The following is a 24302-nucleotide window of genomic DNA, read 5'->3' as shown; positions in this document are numbered from 1 at the left end:
TTCAACCTCTTCCCGTTGAGATTTATGATGAGAATAATGACGGTGTAATTATTCTCAATACAATGTTTGAACTTGGGAAATATGAAATGATAAATTCAAACCTTCAGGGGTATAAAGGTTTTATCGTAAAGAAACGTAGAAAAAAGATAGTTAAGGTGTCAGATACTGGAATTAAGTCTATCTTTTTAGAACCTGAAAAGAATAAACCCCCATTCTGGAAACATATTTTAAAAAGGTAGATAATGAAGTTTATACTACTATAAAAATTATAACTCTATACCTATAAATCCTTTCTTTAAGTTTAGAGATTACTTATTGAGTAAAACAAACATCTCAAATAAATGAATAATCAAATACTAATTCTCTTAACCTTTTTAGGTGTGCCTAAATATTTATATTTCAAAAAATAAATTAACTTGTGAGCTGAAACCAAAATTAACTAATGCAAACTATGTATAATTAGATTCAATTTAGATGAATTTATGCAATTGCTAAAAAGACAAACTTAACTTTGACAATTCAATTCATTAAAGCTTACTTTTTACTTCTATTACTTTTACTTTCATCCTTACAGTCGTTTACTCAAGTTTTGGATGATGCTACATTTATTTCAATAAATGCAGATAGAAAGAAATCAATAAGAAGAAAAGTAATTCTACAGATTAATAATAAAGATGAAAATTACCTTTCACATGTAGAAATTAGACATACATCAAAACAAGATTTTAGCTTTGATTATGCTAAGGTTTTGGATCAAGATGGGAAGGTGGTAAGAAAACTCAAAAAGAATGAAGTTTTCAGTAGACATGCACAATCTAATCAGGCTTTCTATCAAGACGATATAATAACGGGTTTTGATTTATTCTGGAATCAATATCCATATACTATAGAATATTCTTATACTCAAGTAGAAAAGGAATATTTGTATTACGCTTTTTGGAGGCCTATTTATGATCAAGAGGCTTTTACAGTCCATAGTTCATTAGAAGTTCATTTACGTTTGAACTTTGATTTTCAAAAAAAGTCATCTGATGAGTTAACTTATTTTCATTCCAAATCACAATCTAATTCTATTTTGAAATGGGATGCTTTTCATGTAAAATACCCAAAACAGAATGAGTTATTATCATCAAGGCCAGTATTTCCTCAAGTCAAATTAATACCAAAAGAATTTATTTATGCTATTCATGGTTCAACTGAGTCATGGTCATCTTTTGGTACTTGGATGGACCAATTAAACAGTGGTTCTACAAATATCACATCTAACGAAAAAGAAAAAATAGAGAACCTGATTAATGGTCTAAATACTAAAGAAGAGATAATTAAAACAATTTATCATTACTTACAAGATCATACAAAGTATATAAATGTTTCTATTGATGCTGGAGGCTTGAAAAGCTATCCGGCTTCTTATGTTTGTGAAAAGAAGTATGGAGATTGTAAAGCATTAACGACTTATATGAAAGGTATGCTTCAATCTGTTGGTATAGAATCTTTTTATACACTTGTTAAGGCAGGAGTACAGAAAAAACCAATTGATATTAATTTACCAAGTCAACAGTTTAATCATGTTATCCTTATGGTTCCAATAGAATCTGATACGATTTGGTTAGAAAATACATCGAATTGTCTTCCTTTCAATTATATAGGAACATTTACTCAAGACCGGAAAGCATTAGTAGTTGATGGAGAAGATAGCCATTTAGTTCACCTTCCAAAATTAACTATTAATGATGTTTTAGTAGAAAAGAACTTTGATTATATGATCTCTGAAAATGATTCTTCAAATATTAAAGTGAATATCACACTTAGAGGAGAAAAGTTTGAGAAGAGTAGGTATTCAATATTCAAAGATGGAGGTAATTTTATAGAAGAAATGGCTAGGAATCATGTTGACATGAAGGATTTTATAATAAAAAATCAAGTGATTATTGATAACAATAGAGACAGTACTTTTTTAAAAGTAAGTCTTACTGGAATATCTACTTCAGTAATTAGAAAAATAGGAAACCTTCAAGTAATTCAACCTTTAAAGCTGACCATTCCGGATTTTGAAAAACCAAGCTTCAGAGAAACTAATGTTTCAATAAACTATCCCATAAATGAACAACATATAAGTGAATTATATTTCAATTTTTCTGAGAAGAAAGAAATTACTATTCCTAAAAATATAATTATAGAAAATAACTTTGGGATATATAAAGCCAAGTTTCTTTTAAACGAAGGTCACCTCACTATTACAGAAAAGCTACTTTTCTATGACAATAAGATCAATCTTGAAGAATACTCTGAATTCTATAAATTCATTTCTCAAATAAAAAACTACAAGAAAAAATCAGCAATTATTTTAAAATGAAATATCTATTTATCATTACGTTACTTTTTACTCAATTTTCATTTGGGCAAACTAAGAAAATTAAATTTGGCGAAATTTCTAAGGAGGAAATTGATATGAAAATTTATCAAAAAGATAAAGATGCAAAAGCTGTTATTCTTTTTGATAAAGGGGAATCCTATTTTTATGACAATCATGGGGGATATGATATCCGTTTTACACGTCATAAAAGACTTAAAATATTTGATAAGACGGATACAAAAAATGCAGAAGTATCTATTTTCTATTATATAAATGATGATGGAAAATCTGAAAAAGTAAAATCCATAAAAGCAGTTACTTACAACTATAATAATGGTATACAAACAAAAAAAGAGTTGGATGCTTCATCAGTTTATGAAGAAAAAATAAATTCTCGTTGGCGATGTAAAAAATTCGTTTTTCCTAATGTACAGGATGGGTCAATTCTGGAATATACTTACAAATTGGAAACACCTTTTAAGTTTAATTTACCTAATTGGGAGTTTCAGAGTAGGATTCCAACGATTTATAGTGAATACAATGTCAGTTTAATTCCATTCTATGAATACGTTTTTCAATTACAAGGTATTTCGAGGTTTGATTATAGAAATTCCGTTAGATCTAGAAAAACGAGAGAATGGGGTGGTGTTGCAAAAGTATATGGGCAAAATGTTAGTGGTGGTTTAGAGTTTTACGATCAATTACATACTTATGTATTAAAAGATGTTCCTGCCTTTGTAGATGAATCTTTTATATCATCTATTAATGATTACCTGATTAAAATTAACTTTCAATTATCTAAGTTTAATCAACCAACAGGTGGATCGATTTCATTTATGACCACATGGACAGAATTGAATGAATTGCTTTTGAAAAATGATAACTTTGGAAAATACATAAAAGGTAGTTCAAAGATTGCAAAAAAGATATTGGCTACTGAATTGAATATAAGCTCTCAATCTGACCGCGATAAGGCAAAAACCATTATAAAGTATGTGAAAAACAATTTTGAATGGAATGGCTATAATGGAAAATATGCTTCTCAATCACCTAAGAGCTTTTATAACCATAAGGAAGGTAATAGTGCTGATATCAATTTATTTATGATTGCTCTACTAAACGAAGCAGGAGTAGAAACTAAACCGTTGATTTTAAGCACAAGACAAAATGGTAAATTAATAAGTAAATATCCATTTGACCATTCAACTAATTATGTCATTGCCTTTTTAAATATTGAATCACCTTTTATGTCAGACGGTACAGATGTTTTATTGCCTTACAACAGGCTTCCTTTAAAATGTATTCATGAAAAAGGTATCATTGTCGATGATAATGAAGAAACAAAATGGGTTAGTTTAGAGAATAATGTTTCTGCTCTAGAGAAGCATATTATTCAATTAAAAATCGATAACTCTTTTAATGGGTCTGGTAATATTTCCATTCTTAATACGGGTTACAATTCTTATCTGACACGTCAATTATTTCAAAACGATGAGGGTAAAATAAAAGAGTTCTTTTCGAAAGAATTGGGTGGAGAAATAATAAATGTAAGAGCATCTGATTATAAAAAGGTGAATATTCCTCATTCAATACACTTAAAGACAAACTTAGAATCGGAGATTGTAGCAAATAATGTTGTAATAAAGCCTTTATTAAACTTACCGATTACCGAGAATTATTTTACTCAAAAGGAAAGAAAGCACCTAGTTGATTTTATTTATAAAAGGAATCAAGAGTTTGAATCGACTTTAGAAATTCCAAGTAATTTATCTTTAGTCGAACTTCCACCGAATTACCAATTTGAAAATTCACTCGTGAATATAAATTTACTTTATACGGTTAAAGATAATATTATTGTAACCAAAGGAAGCTATAGTTTTAAGAAGACAAAATACCAACCAAGCGAATATGCACAAGTAAAAAGATATTTTGATCAGATCATTAAGAAGTTTAATCAGCCTTTAGTTTTTGAAACTATAGAAAAACATCAAAAGTAATTTATAGAGAATAAAATTTGTGTTTGATCGTCTTTGGTATTAGTAGTAATATATTATTAAAATACTAATAATTAGAAAACAGAGATTCTGGGCTAAACTCCAAAATCGCTGTTTTTTTTGTTATGACTTTAAAGACTTATGCATAAATTCAAGTCTAGCGTCACTTATCTAATAATAGGGAGGGTAATTGTAAAATGTAGAAATTTTTTCGAAAAGTATTGATCTTATTAATTAGGAATATATATTTACCGTTATTATTTAACTAGACTCAAAACCAAGAACTTAATTAAAAATGAAAACTATTTCTCCAATTTTATTGCTCTTTCTATTATTATTTTTTTCATGTAATCAAATTAATCCAAGTGGTTCTGATTTAAAGCAAAGAGAATTTGAGAATTGGATTGAAATTCCTATTCCAGATGGGAGAGAGGCATTTGGTATCGCTGGTAGTCTTTCAGATACTTTATTAGTAACTACTTGGACAAATGCATATTATTCGACAGACAGTGGTAATACTTGGATTTTATCAAAGAATTTTCAAGGTCCTATTTATGATTTAGTAGATAGAAATGATACTATTTTTGCAATGCAGCTGACAACTATAAAAGATTATCTTGGACCACCATCAATAAGAAATCAACAATTTTCAAAAAATGGTTATTACTTTACTACAGATTTTGGAAAAACATGGGAGAAAGATGAGACAAGTAATTATTTTGAATTAGAAAGTCCAATTGGCATTGCAACTTCAAAAAATGGAACAGTTTATAGATTAAATCACGATCTAAATTGGATTTCTGCAAACACCTACGAAATCAATTATTCTGATATTGAAAAGCATATTGGATTACATTGGGAATTAGTAGACCTTCCTGTAAAATATGGCTTAAATAATCTATATTTTGATAAAGATAATCATCTTTACGTATCAGCTAAATCCGACAAATATATAGTTGAAATAAATTATCAAGGACCTTATCAAACACAACCTGGATTAATTTATTATTATAAAAAAGAACTATAGTTATTGTAGATAAGTATATAATTCAAAAAATCTGTTTAGGTTATTTTACTCTCTATCTATTGTAAAGGTATTAAGACAACTATCTTCTTTATTTTTAATAAAATATCTTTCTGATTTCATAAAAAGTAATTTATAAATAATTGGTTTTCAATATTACTAAGTTCTAATATTGTTGAAAATAAAACTGACAATAATATTTTTCATCATAGATAAACTTAATAATGTTAATACTATTCCCAAACTCAACTAATAAAGTTTTACTTGTTTTCTTTTTTCTATTTGTTGGACTTAACTCTTCTGTTTTATCACAAGAAGTTCAATCTAAATCAAACAAAATAAATAGAGGGGATTTAATTTCTTATAAATGGATCAACGAGTTAAAAGCAAATGAAATAAATGAACATTTCCCTGAGTTAGAAGAGCGAGAAGGAGATATTACTCACTTACCAAAATATGATATTGATTTATATAAAATAGTCTACAACTCTACCTTTAAAGGTAAGATTATTGAACTTTCTGGATTAGTTATAATACCAAAATTAAGAGGAGCATTAAGGCATTTACAATTTCATCATGGAACAATATTTCCTTATCCTAAAGGAAAAGGTGGAGGAAGCTTGGATGCCCCTTCATTATATGATGGAAAGATGGTTACTGAATATAAAGCACAGTACGGTGCAAGGCTTTTTGGTAACTATTTAGGAAGTTACGGGTACGTCGTTAGTATGCCAGATTATATCGGTTATGGTGTAACATCTGGATACGAACATACATACTCCGTTAACAATAGATTAGCAGAACAATCTGTTGATATGATATTAGCCACACGACAACTTTGTTTAGAATTAAATGTTGAACTTAACGATCAATTGTTTTTATCTGGATGGTCAGAGGGTGGAGCAGCAGCTGTTGCAACTCAAAAGTTAATAGAGAAAGACTATATTGATGATATTAAAGTAACCGCTAATGCTCCATTAGCAGGTTTTTACAATATTTCATATTATTCTAAAAAGTTTATCAAATTGCTCCCTTATGTGAGAAAGGATTGGGGAGGTAGTTTAAATGTAATAATATGGACATTATATTCAATGAATCAATATGCAGATGATTCCCCAATACCAAATGATAAGATATTTAAGTATACTGTCAATGATCAATATGATGTTCTAAATAAAAGACCAAGTAACAGACCTTCAAAAAATTTCAGATTTGTAAGAGGAAAAAATAGAAAATCCCTTTTTAAGAAATTTGAAGAAAATAGTTTACATGATGGTTGGACTCCAAAAGCACCAATATATTTCCATCATGGAACAAAAGATAGGATAGTTTATTATCCAGATAATGTTGAAGTTGCTGTTAATACGTTAAGAGAAAATGGTGGGGAAACTTATCTTAAAAAGTATGAAGGATATGATCATTATTCATTGGTATTTTTATACCTATTAAGTATGGTTGAAGATTTTGATAAATATGTTTTGGCAGACCAAAAACTAAATTAGTTATTATTCGAGAATTGATATATTTACATTGAAATAAACATTTCTTGGCTATAAAATCTACTACTACAATATGTCAATGGAATGTTTCATGTTTAATATATAAATTCAACTATCATTAAATGAAAAGTCTTTTTTCAATTTTAATCATCACTATCTACTCTTCAGTATTATATGGGCAAACTTCTTTAGTATGGGAGTATAAACTCAGTCAGGGAGTATATTCATCACCTGTAATTGATAACAACGTTCTATTTATTGGGAGTAATGATTCTAGCTTTTATGCATTAGATAAATCTAATGGTCAATTGCTTTGGAAATACCGAACTAAAGGAGAACTGAAATCTCAACCTTTAGTTTATAAGGAGTCCGTAATTTTCAACAGTACTGATGGGTTCATTTATTCTGTCAATAAAAAAACAGGACAACTGATTTGGCGATTTGCTACTGAAGGGGAAAAAAGAAAAGACATATGGGATTATTACCTTTCTTCTCCAACTCTATCAGAGGATAAACTATTTATCGGAAGTGGAGATGGTCATCTTTATACCTTAAACCCTAACAATGGGGAATTAATTTGGAAGCATAAAACGGGAGGAATTATTCATGCGAATCCTCTAGTCTATCAGCACAAAGTATTTATAGGAAGCTTTGACGGGTTCTTTTATGCCCTAAATGTAGAGAATGGGGAACTGATCTGGAAGTTTAAAACCATTGGTGATGAATATTTTCCAAACGGTGAAATTCAGAAAGGAGCAACAATTTATAAGAACTCAATCATTTTTGGTAGTAGGGATTATAATATCTATTCTCTAAATATCGAAACTGGCAGGGGAATGTGGAATAGAAAAGAGAAGGGCAGTTGGGTAGTTGCAGAACCTCTGATTGTAGATGATATTGTTTACTTCGGAACTTCAGATTCTCATCGTTTCTGTGGACTAAATGCATCAAATGGTTATGATAAATATTCTTTACCATTAAACATGAGAGTATATGGTAAGGCCATTTTCTATGATGGCGATATTTATTTTGGTTGTTTTAATGGAAAGCTCTATAAGTTTAATATTGGTGACGAAGAATTAAGTCAAGTCTTTCAAACGCATGGTAGTGAAAATAATTACTTTAATGTGTATAACAAAAAAGATGAGTTTGTCGATGGGTTTAACTTATATGACGATAACTATAAAGAAGCAGAAGAGAAAATCCTAAGCTTAGGTGCTATACTTTCTACACCTATAGTAGACAATCAGGTTATCTATTTTGGTGACTCAAATGGGTATATATATGCGTATAAGTTAAAAGAGTTAGAATAAAAAAATAATGCTAAACAGGAAACATGAAAAGTCAACTCATGTTTCCGTTTAGCATTTTATTGAAAACGAAAAACTAATATATGGAACAATAAAAGTTCTGATTTAATGAACATTTTCGAAAGATATTCCGAAATGATTGGTTAGAATATTTTTAATTTTGGTGGCATTTAAAATCTTATTTTCAAGACCGGTCACACAAAAATAGGAGTCAGCCCGAAGGATATCTGAAGGGTTAGAAGAGGTGGTGAGTACTATTATTTTTGTTTGGTCAAACTTCTTATCAAAACCATTTATAATATATCGATCCAAGAAATCCCATCCGTTAACTCTAGGCATATTAATATCAAGTAATATTAAATCAGGTACCTTAATAGAATCAACAGGGTGTGATAGATATTCTAGAGCCTTTTCTGCATCTTCATATATCAAATGGTTTTTGATGACATCCATTTTCATAATAATTGATTCATTATAAAAATTAGTAGCCTCATCATCATCAATACACATTATACAATCTAACACTTCACTCATACTAATTCATTACTTATTGTAAAACAAAACTTACTTCCTTGTGGCTGGTTCTTTTCAACCCATATTTGCCCATCATGTAAATCAATTACTTTTTTACAAATAGATAGGCCTATACCGGCTCCTTCAAATTCATTTTTTTTATGTAGTCTTTGGAAAACATGGAATACTCTTTCAAAATATTCTTCTTCAATACCTATACCGTTATCGATTACCTCAATTTTCCATTTTTCATCTAGTTGTTCTGAGGTAATTTCAATTTTTATTGGTACATCAGGTTGTCTGTATTTTATTGAATTACTGATTAAGTTTTGGAATAATAATCTAAGTTCAGTCTCATAAACATTTAATGTAGGTAGTTCAGGGACAATCACCTCGGCTTCCACTTTCATGATTGATCCAGCTAAATCAGCCAATACGACATCTACAACGGCGTTTAGATCAGACCTTTTTAATTGAAGTTGTTTTCCAATTACATTATAATCCAACATACCCTTCAATAGAACTTGCATTCTTCCCGTAGCTGAATTTATAAATTCCAGGTATTTCTCAGAATTGCCTATGTTATCAAGTTCAGAAAGTTCTTCTTTCAATAACATAGAAAAACTTTGAATAGTATTTAATGGTTCTCTTAAATCATGTGATGTGACATAACCCATTTGTTCTAGCTCATAATTCTTTTGAGCTACTTTTTCCATGGAGTCTTCAAGTTTCTTTGCGTAATTTCTGCTTTCGGTAATATCATGCACACTACCAATAAGCATTTTACAACGATCATTCTGATCAAAAATTGGAGCAATTCTCACTTCACCTATTTTTCTCCCTGTAGGATAAGGTGTAATCTCCTCCCAACTTACACTAGACTTGGTACGAATAGCCGTTTCATAGTGGCCTAATACTAAAGACAAGGAGGGTTCAGGAATTACTTCCTTTACATTTTTTCCAATTACTTGATCCCGATTTAATCCTGTAGCGTTTAAAAAACTTTGGTTTACTGAACTGAAGATGTATTCTCCAGTGGAGTTTACGTTTAGGGCAAAGATAACATCGCCTACCGTATCATAAATTAACGATAGGATTTTGTCTTTCTCTTCCAACATTTGATAGTAGGATTCTGCTTTAAATCCTTCGGTGTTAACAGAAGTCATAAGGTAAAATTAAATGGTAATCTGTTCCAATAATCTAGAACTTAAATACAAACAATAATGGTTGTATGATGCAATTTAGACTGGGTAATATGTGCTTATTAATTTTAATAAATACTTTACTCAAGTATAATATAGTGAACATATGTTAAAATTAAAAACAATATGAATTGCTCTAAGCGACAATTGAACAACTGATATTGATGAATTTAGACATTTTGGTCAATCTATGTGATTTTTAAAAAGAGGCTAACGGATTGTACTATATTTACTTTTTATTGAACTTAGCTAGTTTTAGTATAATAGTGATTAGATTTTGATAGTACATAGATCTAATAATCATCAAACTTATCATGAAATAGTTCAATTCTTATTGAATTGGTTCTATTGTCTCTATGTTATTATTTTTTTCTTTTGAATTGCTTCATTTTTTTTTGTTAACTTCATGAATATATACAGAATACGCTAAAAGCAACTATGTTATAAATTAAATGCTGTATCATATTATAATTGATTAATAAACTAATGAACCGTTATTCGAATGGAAAATGAATACCAAAATCAACTAAAAAAACAAAGACAAAATAAAAGTCTATCAAGAAGAAGAGAACAAGACAAGGTAAGAAGGAATGTCTCGGTTTCTTTAACTGAAAAATGGATGATATTTCTTCTAGGGCCTTTTTCAATTTTCTACCTACATAATTCCTCGATTTTTAAACAAGAAGACCGAAATAGCCTTAACAAACAAGGTTGGAGTTATTTAATACTTAGTATCCTATTTTGGTCTGTAGTATTATTAATTGTAAAACTATTTTTATTTCATAGTTGATTTCATAGTTGAAGACTTTCCCAAAAAAATTACTAAAGTATAACTAACCTATTTTAATAGAACCATGATTTCTAAACTTACTTCAATACTATTGTTTACCGTATGCTCTTTGACGTTACATGCACAGAATATAGCTAGAGTAGAAAACATCAAAATTCAATCAAAAGCCTTAGATCAGGAAAGGGAAATATTAATATATACTCCTTTAGATTATGATTGGAGAATGCATGAATATTTTAATGTGATCTATGTATTCGATGCTCATCATAGAGAATTATTTGATTATACCACTTCAATACTGTCTTTTATATCTGAAAATTCTAAAAACTTTATCGTAGTTGGGATTACATCTCCTTATATTAAAGAGACTGATTATTCTAGAAATAATGATTTACTACCCGTTCTTAATTCTGAAGCTGCCCAAAAAAGATATGGGAAGTATTCGGGCAATGCCGACAATTTCTATGAGTATGTAAAAGATGAAGTAATCCCATATGTTGAAGCCAACTATAGGACTTTAAACAGTGTAGGAATAGGACATTCTTTAAGTGCTTCATTTATACTTTCTTCAATGGTAAAGACACCTACCATATTTGATAATTATATAGCAATATCCCCCAACTTTGCTTATGATAATGAGCGAGTGGCAGAAGAAATATTGCAATTTGATTACTCAAAATTCACCAAACCAACATTAGTATATATAAGCCATGCAGACGAAGGCAATGGATATTGGAAAGAATGGAAACCATCAAGAGAGAAAGTATATTCATTTTTACAAAGTAAAGACAACGACAATCTAATTTTTGAGAAGGGAAACTTCGAGGAGTATAATCATTGGACTACATTTCCTGTTAGTTTAAATAAAGCACTCCCTATATATATTGATAAGACACTTCCTCTACAAGAAAGCATCTTATCTCAAGAAGAGTATGAAGTAACAATTAATGTATCAGTACCAAATAAAAAAGATGTGCTTTACATTACTGGTAATCAGGATAAGTTAGCGAATTGGAATCCTAAGAAAATTAAGATGAAAAAATTATCTGATTACGAAAGAACAATTACATTAAAACTCAAAAGTCCAACACAGTTTAAATTAACCAAAGGAAACTGGGATACAGAAGCGGAAGTAGAAGGTTCTTTTGGTAATATTATTATTAAGCCAGAGACACAATCTACTTTCAACCTAAAAGTATTAAGCTTCTACGATTAATAGATTATAATTTTTACTACATCATTTCAATGCTCAGAAAATTCAAGTTCTTATTGCTGTTATTTGTTGGATTTCCTTTTGTGCTTTTTGGCCAGGAATATTCTTATGTCATTTCCGAAGCAAAGAAAACAGATGACTTACTTTTTATTTTTCCAGGGTTTGGATCGAATGCTGAAAAAACGAAACAAGAATTTACAATACCAGATCATACTTCAAGCAACCTTACTGTAGTATATCTTAACTTTAATCGACGATTATTTTTAACAAAAAATGAAAAAGAGGAATTGATGCATACCATCCTTGAGTTACATTCTAAACAATTCAAAGATGCAAATATCTATTTAGGTGGCTTTTCTAGTGGAGGTACTATTAGCTTATCTCTAGGAGAATATTTCGTTGAAAATAAAGTTTCTAATCTTAAAGGAGTATTTGTGGTCGACTCACCAATTGATTTACAACACTTATACTCTACTAACTTAAAAAATATTGAACGTAATTGTTCAAAAGTATCAGTACAAGAGTCGCGTTATATTAATTCAATTCTTGAAAGTAAGATAGAAGAGAAAACCGTTTACTCCATTAATTCTTTATATGATAGTAAGAGTAAGGACTATTCTAAGTTAGATGATTTGGTAACCAATATTCCAATTTATATTATAACTGAAAAAGATCCTTTATGGTGGAAAGAAAACAGATGTAATAATGAAGACGAAACAAATCAGTATATATTGGAATCATTTTATCATGTTTTAAATGATAATCCTGCTACTAAAGTATCTATTTCTATCACAACAGATAAAGGTTATAGACAAAATGGTTCAAGACATCCTCATTCTTGGAGTATTGTTGATCCTCTAAAACTTATGGATTGGATAAAGGAAACTTCTATTCAACGTCAATCTTATTGATCCTATAATAGGAATATAAAGGTTGAGAAGAGACATTCAATATTTAAAAAAAACAGGAAGAATCAGATAACCAATAGAAGGATTAAGTGTCCCTTTCAATGACAAGATATTGTTGTATACCTTGTTCATTTAGATAAACCTTAGTAACATTATTAAATTATTTAATTCACCTAAAATAAACCCGTAATGAAAGCTTATTCTATTTTCATTTTCATCGCTGTCTTATTGATATCCTGTGGAAATTCTGAAGAAAATTGGAGTAAAGACCAAATTATAGACCATGTCGCACAAGAGAATACTACAGGCACTGGGTATCGAGATTTAGAGGGTAAATTTATTGATTACGAGTATGTTGATTTTGGTAGTTTTCGATTGGCCATCTATAATAATTCCATTAAGTGGAAAGGTTATGGAGGCTATTTTGATGGGATTGTTTCAAAAGTGACACCAAAGATTACTAAAGTTTCAGAAGGGATTTATTTTCTTTCATGGGTATTTGGTGAGAACGGTGGAGATAATGTCGTGGTAAATTTTAATACAAAAAAGGTGTATGCCCATCTTCGTTCTGGAAATGCTGATGAAAATAGTCCGGCAGACTTTGAGATGATCCATGGTAATGTGAAATGTGGTTCTTCTACTTCTTGTACATATCCAGAGGGAGAACCTATTTCAATGATTGAGATGGTTTTTACATTATACCTGAATACTAAGAAGTTTGATTTACCACCCATTTTTGAAACGAAAAAACCATTGATAGAAGAACATTTTACTGCTAGAAAGGAATTAGCAGAAGAGCCTATAATGTATCAGAGTGAAAAAGGAGAAGTCGTTATTCAAGTGGCAGGGGATATCACAAAAGTTAGTATAAATGGCGAGAACCCGAAAGAATACCAAACCAATGTAACGAAGATAAATAATGGTGTATATTTTATTTCTTGGTTGGGCAATGATCAATTCGGTGAGCACATTGTATTTAATAAAAATCAAGGAAAAGTGTATGATCATATGAATTTCTCATTAGAAAGAGAAGAATTGATTTTTCCAGAAATCAAATAGCATGACCAACAGAATTATATCGCTTTATACTTTCAGAAACGAAAATGTATACTTCTTCTGCAAAAATGTTTAAGTCCATTTCTTTGTGTATTGACGTACTTTGTATTCGTTAATAGATTATTAAATCAATAAAATAAAGAAATGACAATTCAAGATATAGCAAATAAGGTAAATTCAAGTTGGGTACATCAAATACGTTGTGGAGAACATAGATTTGTAGATATTACGATCGTTGAAGCTGAAGGAAGGTTCTTTGTTCGACAGTATAAATTTGGAAAAAGAAGTTGGAGAGATGCGTTTCTTGATCATCCTGATGGTGCAATGAAGGTTGGTGATACAGAGGTGCTTATTAAGGGTGTAGTTCCTGAAAATTTAGAAGAAGTCAATAAATTGGTGAATAAGGCTTATTTTAAGAAAATGAATATCATGTATTGGTTAATGAGGTTAACGTATAGTAGAAAAAAGCATGAAGCTTCTACATTAGAATTAATTCCACAGATATAGATCCTTCTATCCAATAGAATGTTATAAAATTGTATCCGATGAAAACTTTAAATTTTAATACAATAGCTGATTTGCATGAATATGGAGGATTACCCGAACCAGAAAATCCTTTATTTAGTGCATCACATACTAATACGGAACAGAATCAGAAAGAAAGCTGTGAAGATAAAGAAGACGTAGAAGTGAGTTTAACTTGTGACTTCTACAATATCAGTCTAAAAAATATCATTTCAGGTGAGTTGGTATACGGTCGAACTAAATACGATTGTACCAATGGAACATTATTATTTACGGCACCTAAACAGACACTCGTTTTTAAGAATCTAGTTTTTAGTGCTGAAGCTTATCATATCTCTTTTCACAAAGATTTTATTAGAGGAACTGCACTCTATAATCAGATTAAAGAATACTCTTTCTTTGAATATAAAGTCAATGAGGCCTTACATTTATCACCGAAGGAAGAAGCATTATTAAAAACGTTATTTAGGAATATTGAATTAGAATATCAAAATAACCAAGATGAGTTTAGTAAGGAAATTATACTTTCTCAGTTGGAAACATTATTAAGATATGCGAACCGATTCTACAAACGTCAGTTCTTAAACAGAAAAGACAACAACAACCATATATTCTCTCAGTTTAAAGCTGTTCTCAATGTATATTTTGAAACGAATCAGTTCGAAGAAAATGGGATACCAACAGTTCATTGGTTGGCAAAACAGATGGGAGTAAGTCATAGGTACATGAGTGATGCGATTAAGACGGAAACTGGAAAAACAGCCGTAGATCAGATAAACCTTTATATTATTGAGGAAGCGAAAAACTTATTATTGTCTCCAAATATTAGTATCTCTGAGACAGCCTATAAACTTGGTTTTGAATATCCTCAATATTTTTCTCGTTTGTTCAAAAAGAAAACGGGCTTAAGTCCAAAAGCATATATAGCTCAGTCTACATTAAATTAATTGTTATCGATTATATTCTTATTTGCCAGTGAAGTTGTTATATGTACCAATAGTATTTTGTGTCCTAAACTTTCCTCTGACGTCTTGCTCAAAGAAAATGCAGGAAAGTACAAACAAAGAGAAAAGTCAAAACCATATACCTAACATAAGTAGACACAAAATTGATACGATTAAAACAACTTTCGCCCCAATAAGAATTACTAGAAAGATCAGAAAGAACAAGGAGGGGAATTTACTAATTACTGCTTTTTCAGACCTTCTTATTTTTGATGGGGAAACATTTAAAGAAATAACTATCCCTACCAATATTGATAGCCTTGATGCTTTTGATTCGATAATAGATAAGGGAGATAATTTATGGATAGGAAGCACTCATTTTGGTGTGTTCAAAATATATAAAGGCGGAACCTCTCAATACCAACAAAAAGATGGACTGTCTGGTGATAGAGTGATAGATCTATTGGAAGATAAGCATGGTGATATTTGGGTAGCGACGAATAATGGAATCAGTATTTTTAAGGGTCAAACCATTACTACTTTAACGACAAAGGATGGACTTCCTAATGATGATGTGAACACTTTATTGGAAGATAAAAATGGAGATATTTGGATCGGGTCAAGAGGAAAAACTGCTATATATAACACTGACCGGAAATCATTTATCGAAGTTACCCAGCATAATGGAGAGGCTATAGAAAATGTTTGGAGTATCATTGAAACATCGGAGGGAGATATTTGGATTGGTGGTAAAGATGGACTCTTTCTATCAAGAAATAATAGTATTGAAAAGGTAGCGAATGACTTTATCAATTGTATTTATGAAGACAATGAAGGAAGTATATGGACAGTTACATCAAGTGGAAAACTAAGTTATCTTTCTAAGAATTCCAGATTATTAAATAACTACCAACCAAGAGAGGTTTTTGATTTAAAAGTGATGTGTTTTACTATCAATCAAGATAAAAATGGAAATCTTCTGATAGGCTCATTAAATGGTATTTATAGGTTTAAGGATAACAAGATGGCTTATTTAAGTCGACAATAATTAATAAAAAAGTTGGTAAACGATAACGCCTACCAACTTTTTGTATCCTTAAAGTTATTTTGATAAAGTAGTTGATGAAGAAGTAATAGAATCCAATTTATGTTGTAATAATTCAACAATTTCAGGATGTTGAGAAGCTATATTTATTCTCTCCTGCAAATCGTTATCTAAATTGAAAAGCTGAGGTTTTCTAGATAATCCTCCTTCTATTTTTTTAGTCTTCTCCATAAAATTTGGAATTCTTCTATCCTTAGGAATGGGTTGTATATATTTCCATTGACCGTTACGAATAGCTAAACTGAAACCTTCTTCCACCATAAAATCTCTGCCTTTATCTGTTTCACCCAAAAGTGGTCGTAACATGTTCTTTGAATCCACGGCAACATTTTTTGGTAACTCTACACCCAATAAATCGGCAAAAGAAGCATAAAAATCTATATGAGAAAAAGTGGCATTATTTACTTGTCCAGCTTCAATTTTATTTGGCCAGTAAGCAATCATTGGCACTCTCGTTCCGCCCTCATAAGAAGAGTATTTACCGCCACTAAATGGACCGTTAGGTTGATGATCTCCTAGGAGTTCGATCGCTTGGTCATCGTAACCATCGGTTAAAACAGCGCCATTATCAGATGTGAAGATCACTAATGTATTTTTATCGATACCCAAATCTTTTAAGGTTTTCATGACAAGTCCAGTGGTATAGTCCATTTGTAATATGACATCACCTCTAAAACCCATTTCAGATTTACCTTTAAATCGATCTGAAGGTAATCTTGGTACATGGATATCATGAAATGCAAAATAGAGGAAGAAAGGTTCATCTTTATGTTTTGTGATAAAATCCGAGGCTTTACCTGCTAACATCTCAGGGAAGTCTTCATCCGTCCATAAAGCTCTTTCTCCACCTTTCATATAACCAATGCGAGAAATACCATTGATGATAGTATTTCCATGTTGTTGATCAGCCCCTTGTCGTAATAACTCTGGGTGATCATTTCCAGTGGGTCGGTCTGAGATATTCTTCTTGTAACTTACCGTAATTGGATCATTTTTATCCAAGTTAACCACATGATGGTTTTCCAAGTAAACCGAAGGAACTCTATCGCCTGTTGAAGGAAGTAGAAAAGAGTAATCAAACCCTATTTCTAAAGGCCCTGGTTTTACTGCCTGATTCCAGTCAACATTTCCATTACCTAATCCTAGATGCCATTTACCGACTACTGCTGTAGCATATCCTTGCTCTTTTAACATGTCTGGCAATGTCTTCTTATTCGGGTTGATCAATAGGGGAGCGTCGCCAGGAAGAATTTGAGCATTTTTTCTGAAAGCATATTCCCCAGTTAGCATAGAATATCTTGAAGGAGTACATGTAGCATGAGGCGAATGAACGTCAGTAAATAATATACCACCTTCTGCTAGCTTATCGATTTCAGGAGTTGCAGCCCCTTGTAAACCATTAACACCGATATCTCCATATCCTAAGTCATCCACATAAAAGATGACAATATTAGGCTTTTCTATTGTATTCTGATCGACCTTTGTTTGCTTGTTGCAACTAATTAAACCGGCAATTGCCAAACATGTTAGTATTTTCTTCATTCTTTTATTCGTTTAATTTTTCAATTTTCCACAAAGCGGAATCGTCTGTTGTATTGCTTAGTATAATGGGAGTATCACTTTGATTTGAACTCGCCTTTAAATATTTTTTTGTTTCCTTATTTTTAATTAGAAAATACCCATCTTCCTGATAAATAAATTCCCATTGTGTCCAACTACCTACATTATCAAGTGGTTTGGTATATAAAACTGCCCCGTTAGTGTTTTCAATGGCTCTTATATATTTTGAAGTACCCTCTGCTTTGATATGATAGTAACTATTATTGGTTACTAACTTCCAATACGTCCAGTCACCTTGTCTTGAATTATCAGTTTGCTGTACTTCTACATTATCACCTTCTCCTACTACTCTGAAATAGTAATTACTTGCTTTATTTCTTAATCGAATAACATCAGTGGTATTTGGAGCTTCATATAAAGGATCTTTCTGCCAAACCCTTACATAATCTACTTCTGCAGTAGATAGATCACCGATGGGTTGAGATATAAAGTCTCCATCACCAAAGCTTGCACCTACAGATAACCATAACCATTCTTCAACTTGAGGTACCCAAATTCCACTATAGGTAACTTTAAGTTCCCCATCATAATAGATTTCCAATTTATCGTCTTCCCATAAAAGACCATAGATATGAAAACCTTCATGAATGTTAGGAGTATCATATTTCTTTGTATTTGCTTTATGATCTTCGGCATATCCATCAATATGGATAACGGACTTGGTAGTTTCAGACAGCCAGGCAGATTCAAAAATATCTATTTCTGCTCCATCATTTCCAGTACCATCAACATTCCCTTGATTTTCTCCTTGTAACCAAAAAGCAGTGTGGTTTCCTTTACTGGTATCAGCGATTTTAATTCTAGCTTCCATATAACCATATTTTGGTTGGTATTTTCCTCTAGAATCAACGCTGCCACAAAACATCTTGTTATCGGATACCTTGGAACTCTTTAGCACTAAATGTCCATTACCGTCTAACCAAACATGGTCTTGGACCCAGAACCAAGAACTTATCCCTAATTCAGGTCGGGGTGCTCTAGATTTAGAACTTACAGTTTTCGTCCATTTTGTTTCATCCAGATTGGTCCCGTCAAATTCATCCGACCATACAGGAATCCATCCTTCACTTTGATCGAATACCCTATTATTGGAGGAGTGGATATAAGGTTGGTGAATTTCGTTTTGTTCTTGGATACTCAAAGTATCTTTTACAGATGTGCAACCAAGAATAGATAGTAATAATGTGAAATTGAGTAGTTTATTGATCATGATTTAAAAATTGAAGTGGAAAAATAGGGAGAACACATTGTATCCTCCCTGATCTATTTATTTTATAAAAATATTATAATGTCTGTTGGGTATGGATAGTAATTGTGGCAGGAGCTAATCCTTGAGAAGAAGCTGTCATTGTGATTTTTCCTTCTTCTTTTGTTGATTGTAAAATTGCCATACACATGCCATTGAAAGCTTTTCTTTTTGGCGCTACAAAAGATTCCAAAGAAGTTGGATCACCATTGCCTACTGCTCTTAAAGTTCCTTGTCCTTCTACATTAAATGTGACTAACTGATCAGCTTTTGGACAAAGTTGTCTATTCTTATCGAGTATAGATACACTTGCATAAATGACTTCTTCACCGTTGGCTTGCACTTCAGATCGATCAACCTCAATTTTTAGTTGATATGGTATTCCTGCGGTTTGTTTAACGACTTCTTCAATAGCCTCATTTTGGTCATTTAATGCAACTACTTTCATCTCACCCGAATGGTAAGTGATATTATCCCATCTTAATCGATAAGTATCGTATAGTGAATTGTTATTTTTGGTTTTAATACCCATACTTTTTCCATTAATAAACAATTCAGCTTTGTTGTAATTAGTGTAAGCGTGTACACTAACTGTTTGTCCTTCTTTCCAGTTCCAATGCGGTAAGACATGTAACACCTTTTCATTAGACCATTTACTTTTATATAGGTAAAAACGATCTTTTGGAATCCCTGCTAAATCAATAATTCCAAAATAAGAGCTCTTGGTTGGCCATTCTTCGTTGTAAGGTGTTGGTTCACCTAAATAATCGTAACCTGTCCAAACAAATTCTCCCATGATAAACTTATGTTTGTCTTGTGCCTTAAATTCTCTATCAGGAGTTTGCGCCCAGTTTGGGAAATCCATATCAAATGAATTAGAGTGTAAACTCGGTCGAATTTTATGCTTTCCTTCTTTGGCAGGGAAGAAGTATTCTCCTCTAGAACTTACAGTTGATGCTGTTTCGCTTCCATACATCTTCCATTTAGGATGTTGTTTATGAATAGCTTCATATTTATTTGGCTTATAATTCCAACCAGGAATATCCACAGCATCTGCCAAACCGTTAGCAATAGCTCCTTTCCAATTATTAAAGCCAGCAGTTGAAGGTCTGCTAGGGTCTTCTCTATGGCAAATGTCTGTTAGGAATTGAGCATTCTTTGCACCATCTTTCTTTGTCTGTTCTCTAATTTCATTTCCTATAGACCACATGATCAAAGAAGGGTGGTTTCTATCTCTATGAATTAAAGCTGCCAAATCTTTTTCTGCCCATTCGTTCCATAAAGTATTGTAGCCATTTTCAGTTTTAGGTACTTCCCATTCATCAAAAGCTTCAGCGATAAATAAGAAACCTAATTCATCTGTTAGTCTTACTAAACTTGGATCTGAGGGGTTATGCGTAGAACGAATCGCATTGGCTCCCATTTCCTTTAGCTTTAATAATCTGTGTCTAAGTGCCGATTCATTATGTGCGGCACCTAATGGACCTAGATCATGATGTAAACACACACCTTTAAATTTTAATTCTTTTCCATTAAGGAAGAACCCATCATTATTTGTAAACTCAATAGTTCTGAACCCAAATTCACTATGGAAAGTGTCAATTATCTCATTATTGACAACAACTTCTGTGATTACTTTATAAAGGTTCGGCGTATCAGGTGACCATAATTTTGGAGAAGGGACATCTATTTTTATTTCAGATGTATTTTCTCCTTTTTGGACATATAAGCTTTGTTCTTCAGAAGCGACTCTTTCGTTATTAAATAAAACGGTCTGAACTAAAGTTACCTTTTGCTCTTTTACAGTCGAATTAGAAATCTTTGTCTCAATATTCACTAAGCCTTCTTCTTCATTGATCACTGGGGTAGTGATATACGTACCCCATTGTTTGACATGAATAGGGTTGGTTTTTACTATTCTTACATTTCTGTAAATCCCCGCACCAGGATACCACCTTGATGATAGTGGTTTATTTTCTAAATGAACTTCCAATAGGTTATAGTCTCCATAATTAATATAAGGAGTGATATCGAATTCGAAAGAAGTGTATCCATATGGCCAACTGCCTACAAACTTTTTGTTTAAATAGACTTTTGCATGGCTCATTGCTCCATCGAATTGTATATATATTTTCTTTCCTTTGTCTTGGTTAGTGAAGTTTAATTCTTTTCTGTAAAAACCTTTTCCAATATGAGGTAATGCTCCAGTTCTACCTGTGCGTAATTTTGGAACAGGATCACCATCTTCAAGTACCATCACTTCTTGCATATCTATAGTTTTATCAAAATCCATAGAGATGGCCCAATCATGTGGTACCGTTACATTTGTCCATTGATCAGATAAAGTATCTTGATATTGGAATTGCCAGTTGTCAGTTAGTCGGATAGTTTCTCGATATTGTCTGTCAATTTTTTCGACTTTTTGACAGCCAATATTCATGGAAAATAATATTCCAATGATATAAATTAAGTAGTGCCTTTTCATATTAAACGGTGAAGTAGGAGGGGAAGAGTTGATCTTCCCCTCTTTAGAATATTATTTTTTTTCAGTTACAGAGACATTGTCAACTAGGAAATAACCACCACTAGTATTCTTCGTTTTGTAGATATTACAAGTAAGACTAGTGTGACCATCAGGTACAGTATATTCGAAAGTTGTTTCAGCCCAATCTGTTGTAGCAGTAATCACCTCTTGAGTTTTAATACTACCATTATTCGATGGCTTAATAGTGAATTTCAAGTTACTACCTGCACCGTCTTCCCATTTAGTATAAAAAGAGAAAACATAAGTCTTACCACTTTCTACTGCAATAGTTTGAATAAGTGATGCTTCATCTTTTTTCAGACGAGCACATTGGTCACCTTCATAAGGAGTAGTTAATGAAGTACCTACAATATCTGTAGAACCAGAACCATATCCTGACCATGGTGAAGAATCTGCTTTTAAAGCACCAAGTTCAACACCTTCAAAACCACCTTCTTGAACTAAGTCGTCATCTTCTACTGGTGGCACTTCAACATCACCAGTTTCAAATAAAAGCACATCATCGATCATAACAGAGTTGTCTTTTTCTCCCCCCGGTTTAATGATAGTGATACGGATTTCTGAAGTCGTTGCTGAAGTTTCAAAAGTAAATGTATCTTTTGTCCATGCAGTTTCTTTAGAGAATTTACCATCTAGTAATGTTACTTTTCCACCATCAGTGACATCAAATACTCTAATAGAACCTTCAGTAGTTGGTACTTGCAACCACTTCGAATGCATATCTAATGTATATACTTTGTTCGCGTTGATAGTAGAGATTACATGGTTAATAAATGCACCATCACCATTATTATCTGTAGCAAGAACTGCATATTGACTACCAGTATGAGCTTCAGCCACATCATTCACAAAGCTACCATCGAAACCATACCAAGATGATGCAGAAGAACTAGGGAATGGACCAGCTGTTACTTGCTCAAATCCTCCATCTACAATAATTCCTGAATCAGGAACTGGATTTGGCTCTGGGTCTGGAGTAGGTTCAGCATCGCCTGTTTTAAATACTGATACTTCATCAATATATAGTGTTGTTAAACCTGCATTTGTTTCATCGTTTGTACCTCCTTTGTAAAACACTAGATATACTTTTGAAGTAGATTCTGTGGTTGTAAAAGAAGCCGATACATCTGTCCATTCTGTTGTTTCAGCAATTGGTTCAATATATAATTGTGGCCATCCACCTTCAGGTTTAGAATCCATTGAACGGTCTTGTACTTGGACCTTTATTGTACCATCAGGTACCTCAGCCCATTTCGTAGAGTAAGAGAAAGAGTAAGTAGTGTTAGGCTCAACTTCAATGGCTTGTAACATAGACCCACCATCGCCATTATTGTCCGGTTGGATTTTACCACTTACGATACCTTTTCTAGCTTCAGTTTCTTCTGTGAATCCGTTGTCATATCCACTCCAAGCTCCATCAGCGTTTCTTAGTTCGAAGCCACCGTCAACAACTAAACCGTAATCACCTGGCTCAGGAATTTCACTATTTCCACCACCAGCTTTTAAGTTAGGATCATGTTCCGAATAAAGAATACCTAAATCTGTAAGAACGTCAGAATTTTGTTCGTAAACCGCAGAAATATGAAGTGCAGCTTGATTTTTCGCTCTACCACCATCAAACCATGCATATCTTTGGATATAATCCGCTTCATCCATCATTGGAAGTAAAGCTTCCATTAAATCGTAGGCTTGTTCCTTTGTTCTTTTATTATTTTCAGGAGTAGTAGCATTCCAATCGGCAAGTCCCATTTCTGTAATCCAAATTGGTAACCCCCATTTTGTATAAGATCCTTGAAAAGCTTCCATCCATTTATTAGGATCAATAGAATCAGTATATCTGTGAATACAGATAAAGTCAACTCTTAGTCCTTTAGCATTCGCTTGAGTCATAAATTCATCTAACCAACCACTATTTAAGCTTGCTGGAGCTGGAGACCCTAAAGGAACACCCACCGACTCAAGTAAAGGCCAAAGTTCAATAGCCTCTTCTACAGACATATGTGATTGATCTTCTTTATCTGGTTCATTAAAACCCAGTAAGTATTTGATCTTACCTTCAGCAGCTAATTGCTTTAACGTCTCAACTTTTTCAGCAACATTATTACGTCCCCAAAGCATAGGGACAAATTCTACATTGTCTGGAAGGCCTTGTGGATAATCTGGTCCCCATGAGTAATGCCAGAAGGGTTGTGATAGAGATACACAATTACTCCAAACATGACTTTTAGTGGTTTGACCAAAACCTTTCTTCCCATAAGAGACATATTCTTCTTCCTCTTCTTCACCAGGAATAGGTCTATTGTTGATCATATCATCCATTTCGCAACCAAAGAATAGTGTGGCTAAGAATGGTATTAATAGAGATAACTTTAAATATTTATTTTTCATTATTATTTCTGTTCAGCATTTGAAAAAATAAGGGGAGAGGCTCCCCTCACATCTAAAAAATGGA

General features: G+C 32.1%; 17 protein-coding genes. 11 read left to right on the top strand and 6 right to left on the bottom strand.

Going from position 1 to position 24302, the window contains the following annotated elements:
• The first annotated feature begins 511 nt into the window (after nucleotides 1-511).
• From HGP29_RS25755 to HGP29_RS25735, 5 genes are all read left to right on the top strand, one after another.
• Nucleotides 512-2356 (top strand): DUF3857 domain-containing protein, encoded by a 1845-nt coding sequence (locus HGP29_RS25755; RefSeq protein ID WP_168885347.1) that lies wholly within the window; start codon nucleotides 512-514, stop codon nucleotides 2354-2356.
• Entirely contained in the window at nucleotides 2353-4353 is a 2001-nt protein-coding gene (locus HGP29_RS25750) for a DUF3857 domain-containing protein (RefSeq protein ID WP_168885346.1), read from the top strand. The genes HGP29_RS25755 and HGP29_RS25750 overlap by 4 nt, the downstream gene beginning before the upstream one ends.
• A gap of 292 nt (nucleotides 4354-4645) precedes the next feature.
• Nucleotides 4646-5377, top strand: coding sequence for a WD40/YVTN/BNR-like repeat-containing protein (locus HGP29_RS25745; protein WP_168885345.1), 732 nt, complete (start codon nucleotides 4646-4648; stop codon nucleotides 5375-5377).
• Nucleotides 5378-5598: 221 nt separating this feature from the next.
• Nucleotides 5599-6876 (top strand): alpha/beta hydrolase family protein, encoded by a 1278-nt coding sequence (locus HGP29_RS25740; protein WP_168885344.1) that lies wholly within the window; start codon nucleotides 5599-5601, stop codon nucleotides 6874-6876.
• 119 nt (nucleotides 6877-6995) lie between these two features.
• Nucleotides 6996-8186, top strand: a complete 1191-nt coding sequence (locus HGP29_RS25735) for an outer membrane protein assembly factor BamB family protein (protein ID WP_168885343.1) — start codon at nucleotides 6996-6998, stop codon at nucleotides 8184-8186.
• A gap of 102 nt (nucleotides 8187-8288) precedes the next feature.
• Here the strand turns inward: HGP29_RS25735 and HGP29_RS25730 are convergent, their stop codons facing one another.
• Together HGP29_RS25730 and HGP29_RS25725 are read right to left on the bottom strand one after the other, a co-directional pair.
• A complete protein-coding gene (locus tag HGP29_RS25730) occupies nucleotides 8289-8717 on the bottom strand; it encodes a response regulator (protein WP_168885342.1) in 429 nt (142 codons plus the stop codon).
• The gene (locus HGP29_RS25725) at nucleotides 8714-9862 is read right to left on the bottom strand and encodes an ATP-binding protein (protein WP_168885341.1); all 1149 of its coding nucleotides are present in this window, start codon (nucleotides 9860-9862) and stop codon (nucleotides 8714-8716) included. The genes HGP29_RS25730 and HGP29_RS25725 overlap by 4 nt, the downstream gene beginning before the upstream one ends.
• Before the next feature lie 890 nt (nucleotides 9863-10752).
• Here HGP29_RS25725 and HGP29_RS25720 point away from each other — a divergent pair.
• The 6 genes from HGP29_RS25720 to HGP29_RS25695 all read left to right on the top strand — a co-directional run bounded on the left by HGP29_RS25720 (nucleotide 10753) and on the right by HGP29_RS25695 (nucleotide 16382).
• Nucleotides 10753-11904 (top strand): alpha/beta hydrolase-fold protein, encoded by a 1152-nt coding sequence (locus HGP29_RS25720; protein WP_168885340.1) that lies wholly within the window; start codon nucleotides 10753-10755, stop codon nucleotides 11902-11904.
• 29 nt (nucleotides 11905-11933) lie between these two features.
• Complete coding sequence (locus HGP29_RS25715; protein ID WP_168885339.1) at nucleotides 11934-12812, top strand: hypothetical protein; 879 nt, start codon at nucleotides 11934-11936, stop codon at nucleotides 12810-12812.
• Nucleotides 12813-12998: 186 nt separating this feature from the next.
• Nucleotides 12999-13868, top strand: coding sequence for a hypothetical protein (locus HGP29_RS25710; RefSeq protein ID WP_168885338.1), 870 nt, complete (start codon nucleotides 12999-13001; stop codon nucleotides 13866-13868).
• Nucleotides 13869-14009: 141 nt separating this feature from the next.
• Nucleotides 14010-14372, top strand: coding sequence for a hypothetical protein (locus HGP29_RS25705; RefSeq protein WP_168885337.1), 363 nt, complete (start codon nucleotides 14010-14012; stop codon nucleotides 14370-14372).
• Nucleotides 14373-14410: 38 nt separating this feature from the next.
• A complete protein-coding gene (locus HGP29_RS25700; protein WP_168885336.1) occupies nucleotides 14411-15337 on the top strand; it encodes a helix-turn-helix domain-containing protein in 927 nt (308 codons plus the stop codon).
• 97 nt (nucleotides 15338-15434) lie between these two features.
• A complete protein-coding gene (locus HGP29_RS25695) occupies nucleotides 15435-16382 on the top strand; it encodes a ligand-binding sensor domain-containing protein (RefSeq protein WP_168885335.1) in 948 nt (315 codons plus the stop codon).
• Nucleotides 16383-16436: 54 nt separating this feature from the next.
• On the opposite strand, the gene HGP29_RS25690 is transcribed toward HGP29_RS25695, so the two are convergent.
• The 4 genes from HGP29_RS25690 to HGP29_RS25675 all read right to left on the bottom strand — a co-directional run bounded on the left by HGP29_RS25690 (nucleotide 16437) and on the right by HGP29_RS25675 (nucleotide 24238).
• The gene (locus tag HGP29_RS25690; RefSeq protein WP_168885334.1) at nucleotides 16437-17981 is read right to left on the bottom strand and encodes a sulfatase family protein; all 1545 of its coding nucleotides are present in this window, start codon (nucleotides 17979-17981) and stop codon (nucleotides 16437-16439) included.
• Between the two features lie 4 nt (nucleotides 17982-17985).
• Nucleotides 17986-19269: a family 16 glycosylhydrolase gene (locus HGP29_RS25685; protein ID WP_168885333.1), complete on the bottom strand. Its 1284-nt coding sequence runs from the start codon at nucleotides 19267-19269 to the stop codon at nucleotides 17986-17988.
• A 73-nt stretch (nucleotides 19270-19342) separates the two neighbouring features.
• Nucleotides 19343-21790 carry a glycoside hydrolase family 2 TIM barrel-domain containing protein gene (locus HGP29_RS25680; protein ID WP_168885332.1) on the bottom strand — a complete coding sequence of 816 codons (2448 nt, stop codon included), beginning with the start codon at nucleotides 21788-21790 and terminating at the stop codon, nucleotides 19343-19345.
• A 51-nt stretch (nucleotides 21791-21841) separates the two neighbouring features.
• Nucleotides 21842-24238, bottom strand: a complete 2397-nt coding sequence (locus HGP29_RS25675) for a glycosyl hydrolase (protein ID WP_168885331.1) — start codon at nucleotides 24236-24238, stop codon at nucleotides 21842-21844.
• Nucleotides 24239-24302 lie beyond the last annotated feature (64 nt).

It is taken from the genome of Flammeovirga agarivorans (assembly GCF_012641475.1).
Classification (GTDB): Bacteria; Bacteroidota; Bacteroidia; order Cytophagales; family Flammeovirgaceae; genus Flammeovirga; species Flammeovirga agarivorans.
The sequence above is the reverse complement of the archived record's forward strand: the minus strand, read 5'-3'. Positions and strand labels throughout refer to the sequence as shown.

What these genes read in the sequence shown, in the direction of transcription:
- HGP29_RS25750 (WP_168885346.1), top strand. Translation starts at nt 2,353, where the DNA reads ATGAAATATCTATTTATCATTACGTTACTTTTTACTCAATTTTCATTT.
- HGP29_RS25745 (WP_168885345.1), top strand. Translation starts at nt 4,646, where the DNA reads ATGAAAACTATTTCTCCAATTTTATTGCTCTTTCTATTATTATTTTTT.
- HGP29_RS25740 (WP_168885344.1), top strand. Translation starts at nt 5,599, where the DNA reads ATGTTAATACTATTCCCAAACTCAACTAATAAAGTTTTACTTGTTTTC.
- HGP29_RS25735 (WP_168885343.1), top strand. Translation starts at nt 6,996, where the DNA reads ATGAAAAGTCTTTTTTCAATTTTAATCATCACTATCTACTCTTCAGTA.
- HGP29_RS25730 (WP_168885342.1), bottom strand. Translation starts at nt 8,717, where the DNA reads ATGAGTGAAGTGTTAGATTGTATAATGTGTATTGATGATGATGAGGCT.
- HGP29_RS25725 (WP_168885341.1), bottom strand. Translation starts at nt 9,862, where the DNA reads ATGACTTCTGTTAACACCGAAGGATTTAAAGCAGAATCCTACTATCAA.
- HGP29_RS25720 (WP_168885340.1), top strand. Translation starts at nt 10,753, where the DNA reads ATGATTTCTAAACTTACTTCAATACTATTGTTTACCGTATGCTCTTTG.
- HGP29_RS25715 (WP_168885339.1), top strand. Translation starts at nt 11,934, where the DNA reads ATGCTCAGAAAATTCAAGTTCTTATTGCTGTTATTTGTTGGATTTCCT.
- HGP29_RS25710 (WP_168885338.1), top strand. Translation starts at nt 12,999, where the DNA reads ATGAAAGCTTATTCTATTTTCATTTTCATCGCTGTCTTATTGATATCC.
- HGP29_RS25705 (WP_168885337.1), top strand. Translation starts at nt 14,010, where the DNA reads ATGACAATTCAAGATATAGCAAATAAGGTAAATTCAAGTTGGGTACAT.
- HGP29_RS25700 (WP_168885336.1), top strand. Translation starts at nt 14,411, where the DNA reads ATGAAAACTTTAAATTTTAATACAATAGCTGATTTGCATGAATATGGA.
- HGP29_RS25695 (WP_168885335.1), top strand. Translation starts at nt 15,435, where the DNA reads ATGCAGGAAAGTACAAACAAAGAGAAAAGTCAAAACCATATACCTAAC.
- HGP29_RS25690 (WP_168885334.1), bottom strand. Translation starts at nt 17,981, where the DNA reads ATGAAGAAAATACTAACATGTTTGGCAATTGCCGGTTTAATTAGTTGC.
- HGP29_RS25685 (WP_168885333.1), bottom strand. Translation starts at nt 19,269, where the DNA reads ATGATCAATAAACTACTCAATTTCACATTATTACTATCTATTCTTGGT.
- HGP29_RS25680 (WP_168885332.1), bottom strand. Translation starts at nt 21,790, where the DNA reads ATGAAAAGGCACTACTTAATTTATATCATTGGAATATTATTTTCCATG.
- HGP29_RS25675 (WP_168885331.1), bottom strand. Translation starts at nt 24,238, where the DNA reads ATGAAAAATAAATATTTAAAGTTATCTCTATTAATACCATTCTTAGCC.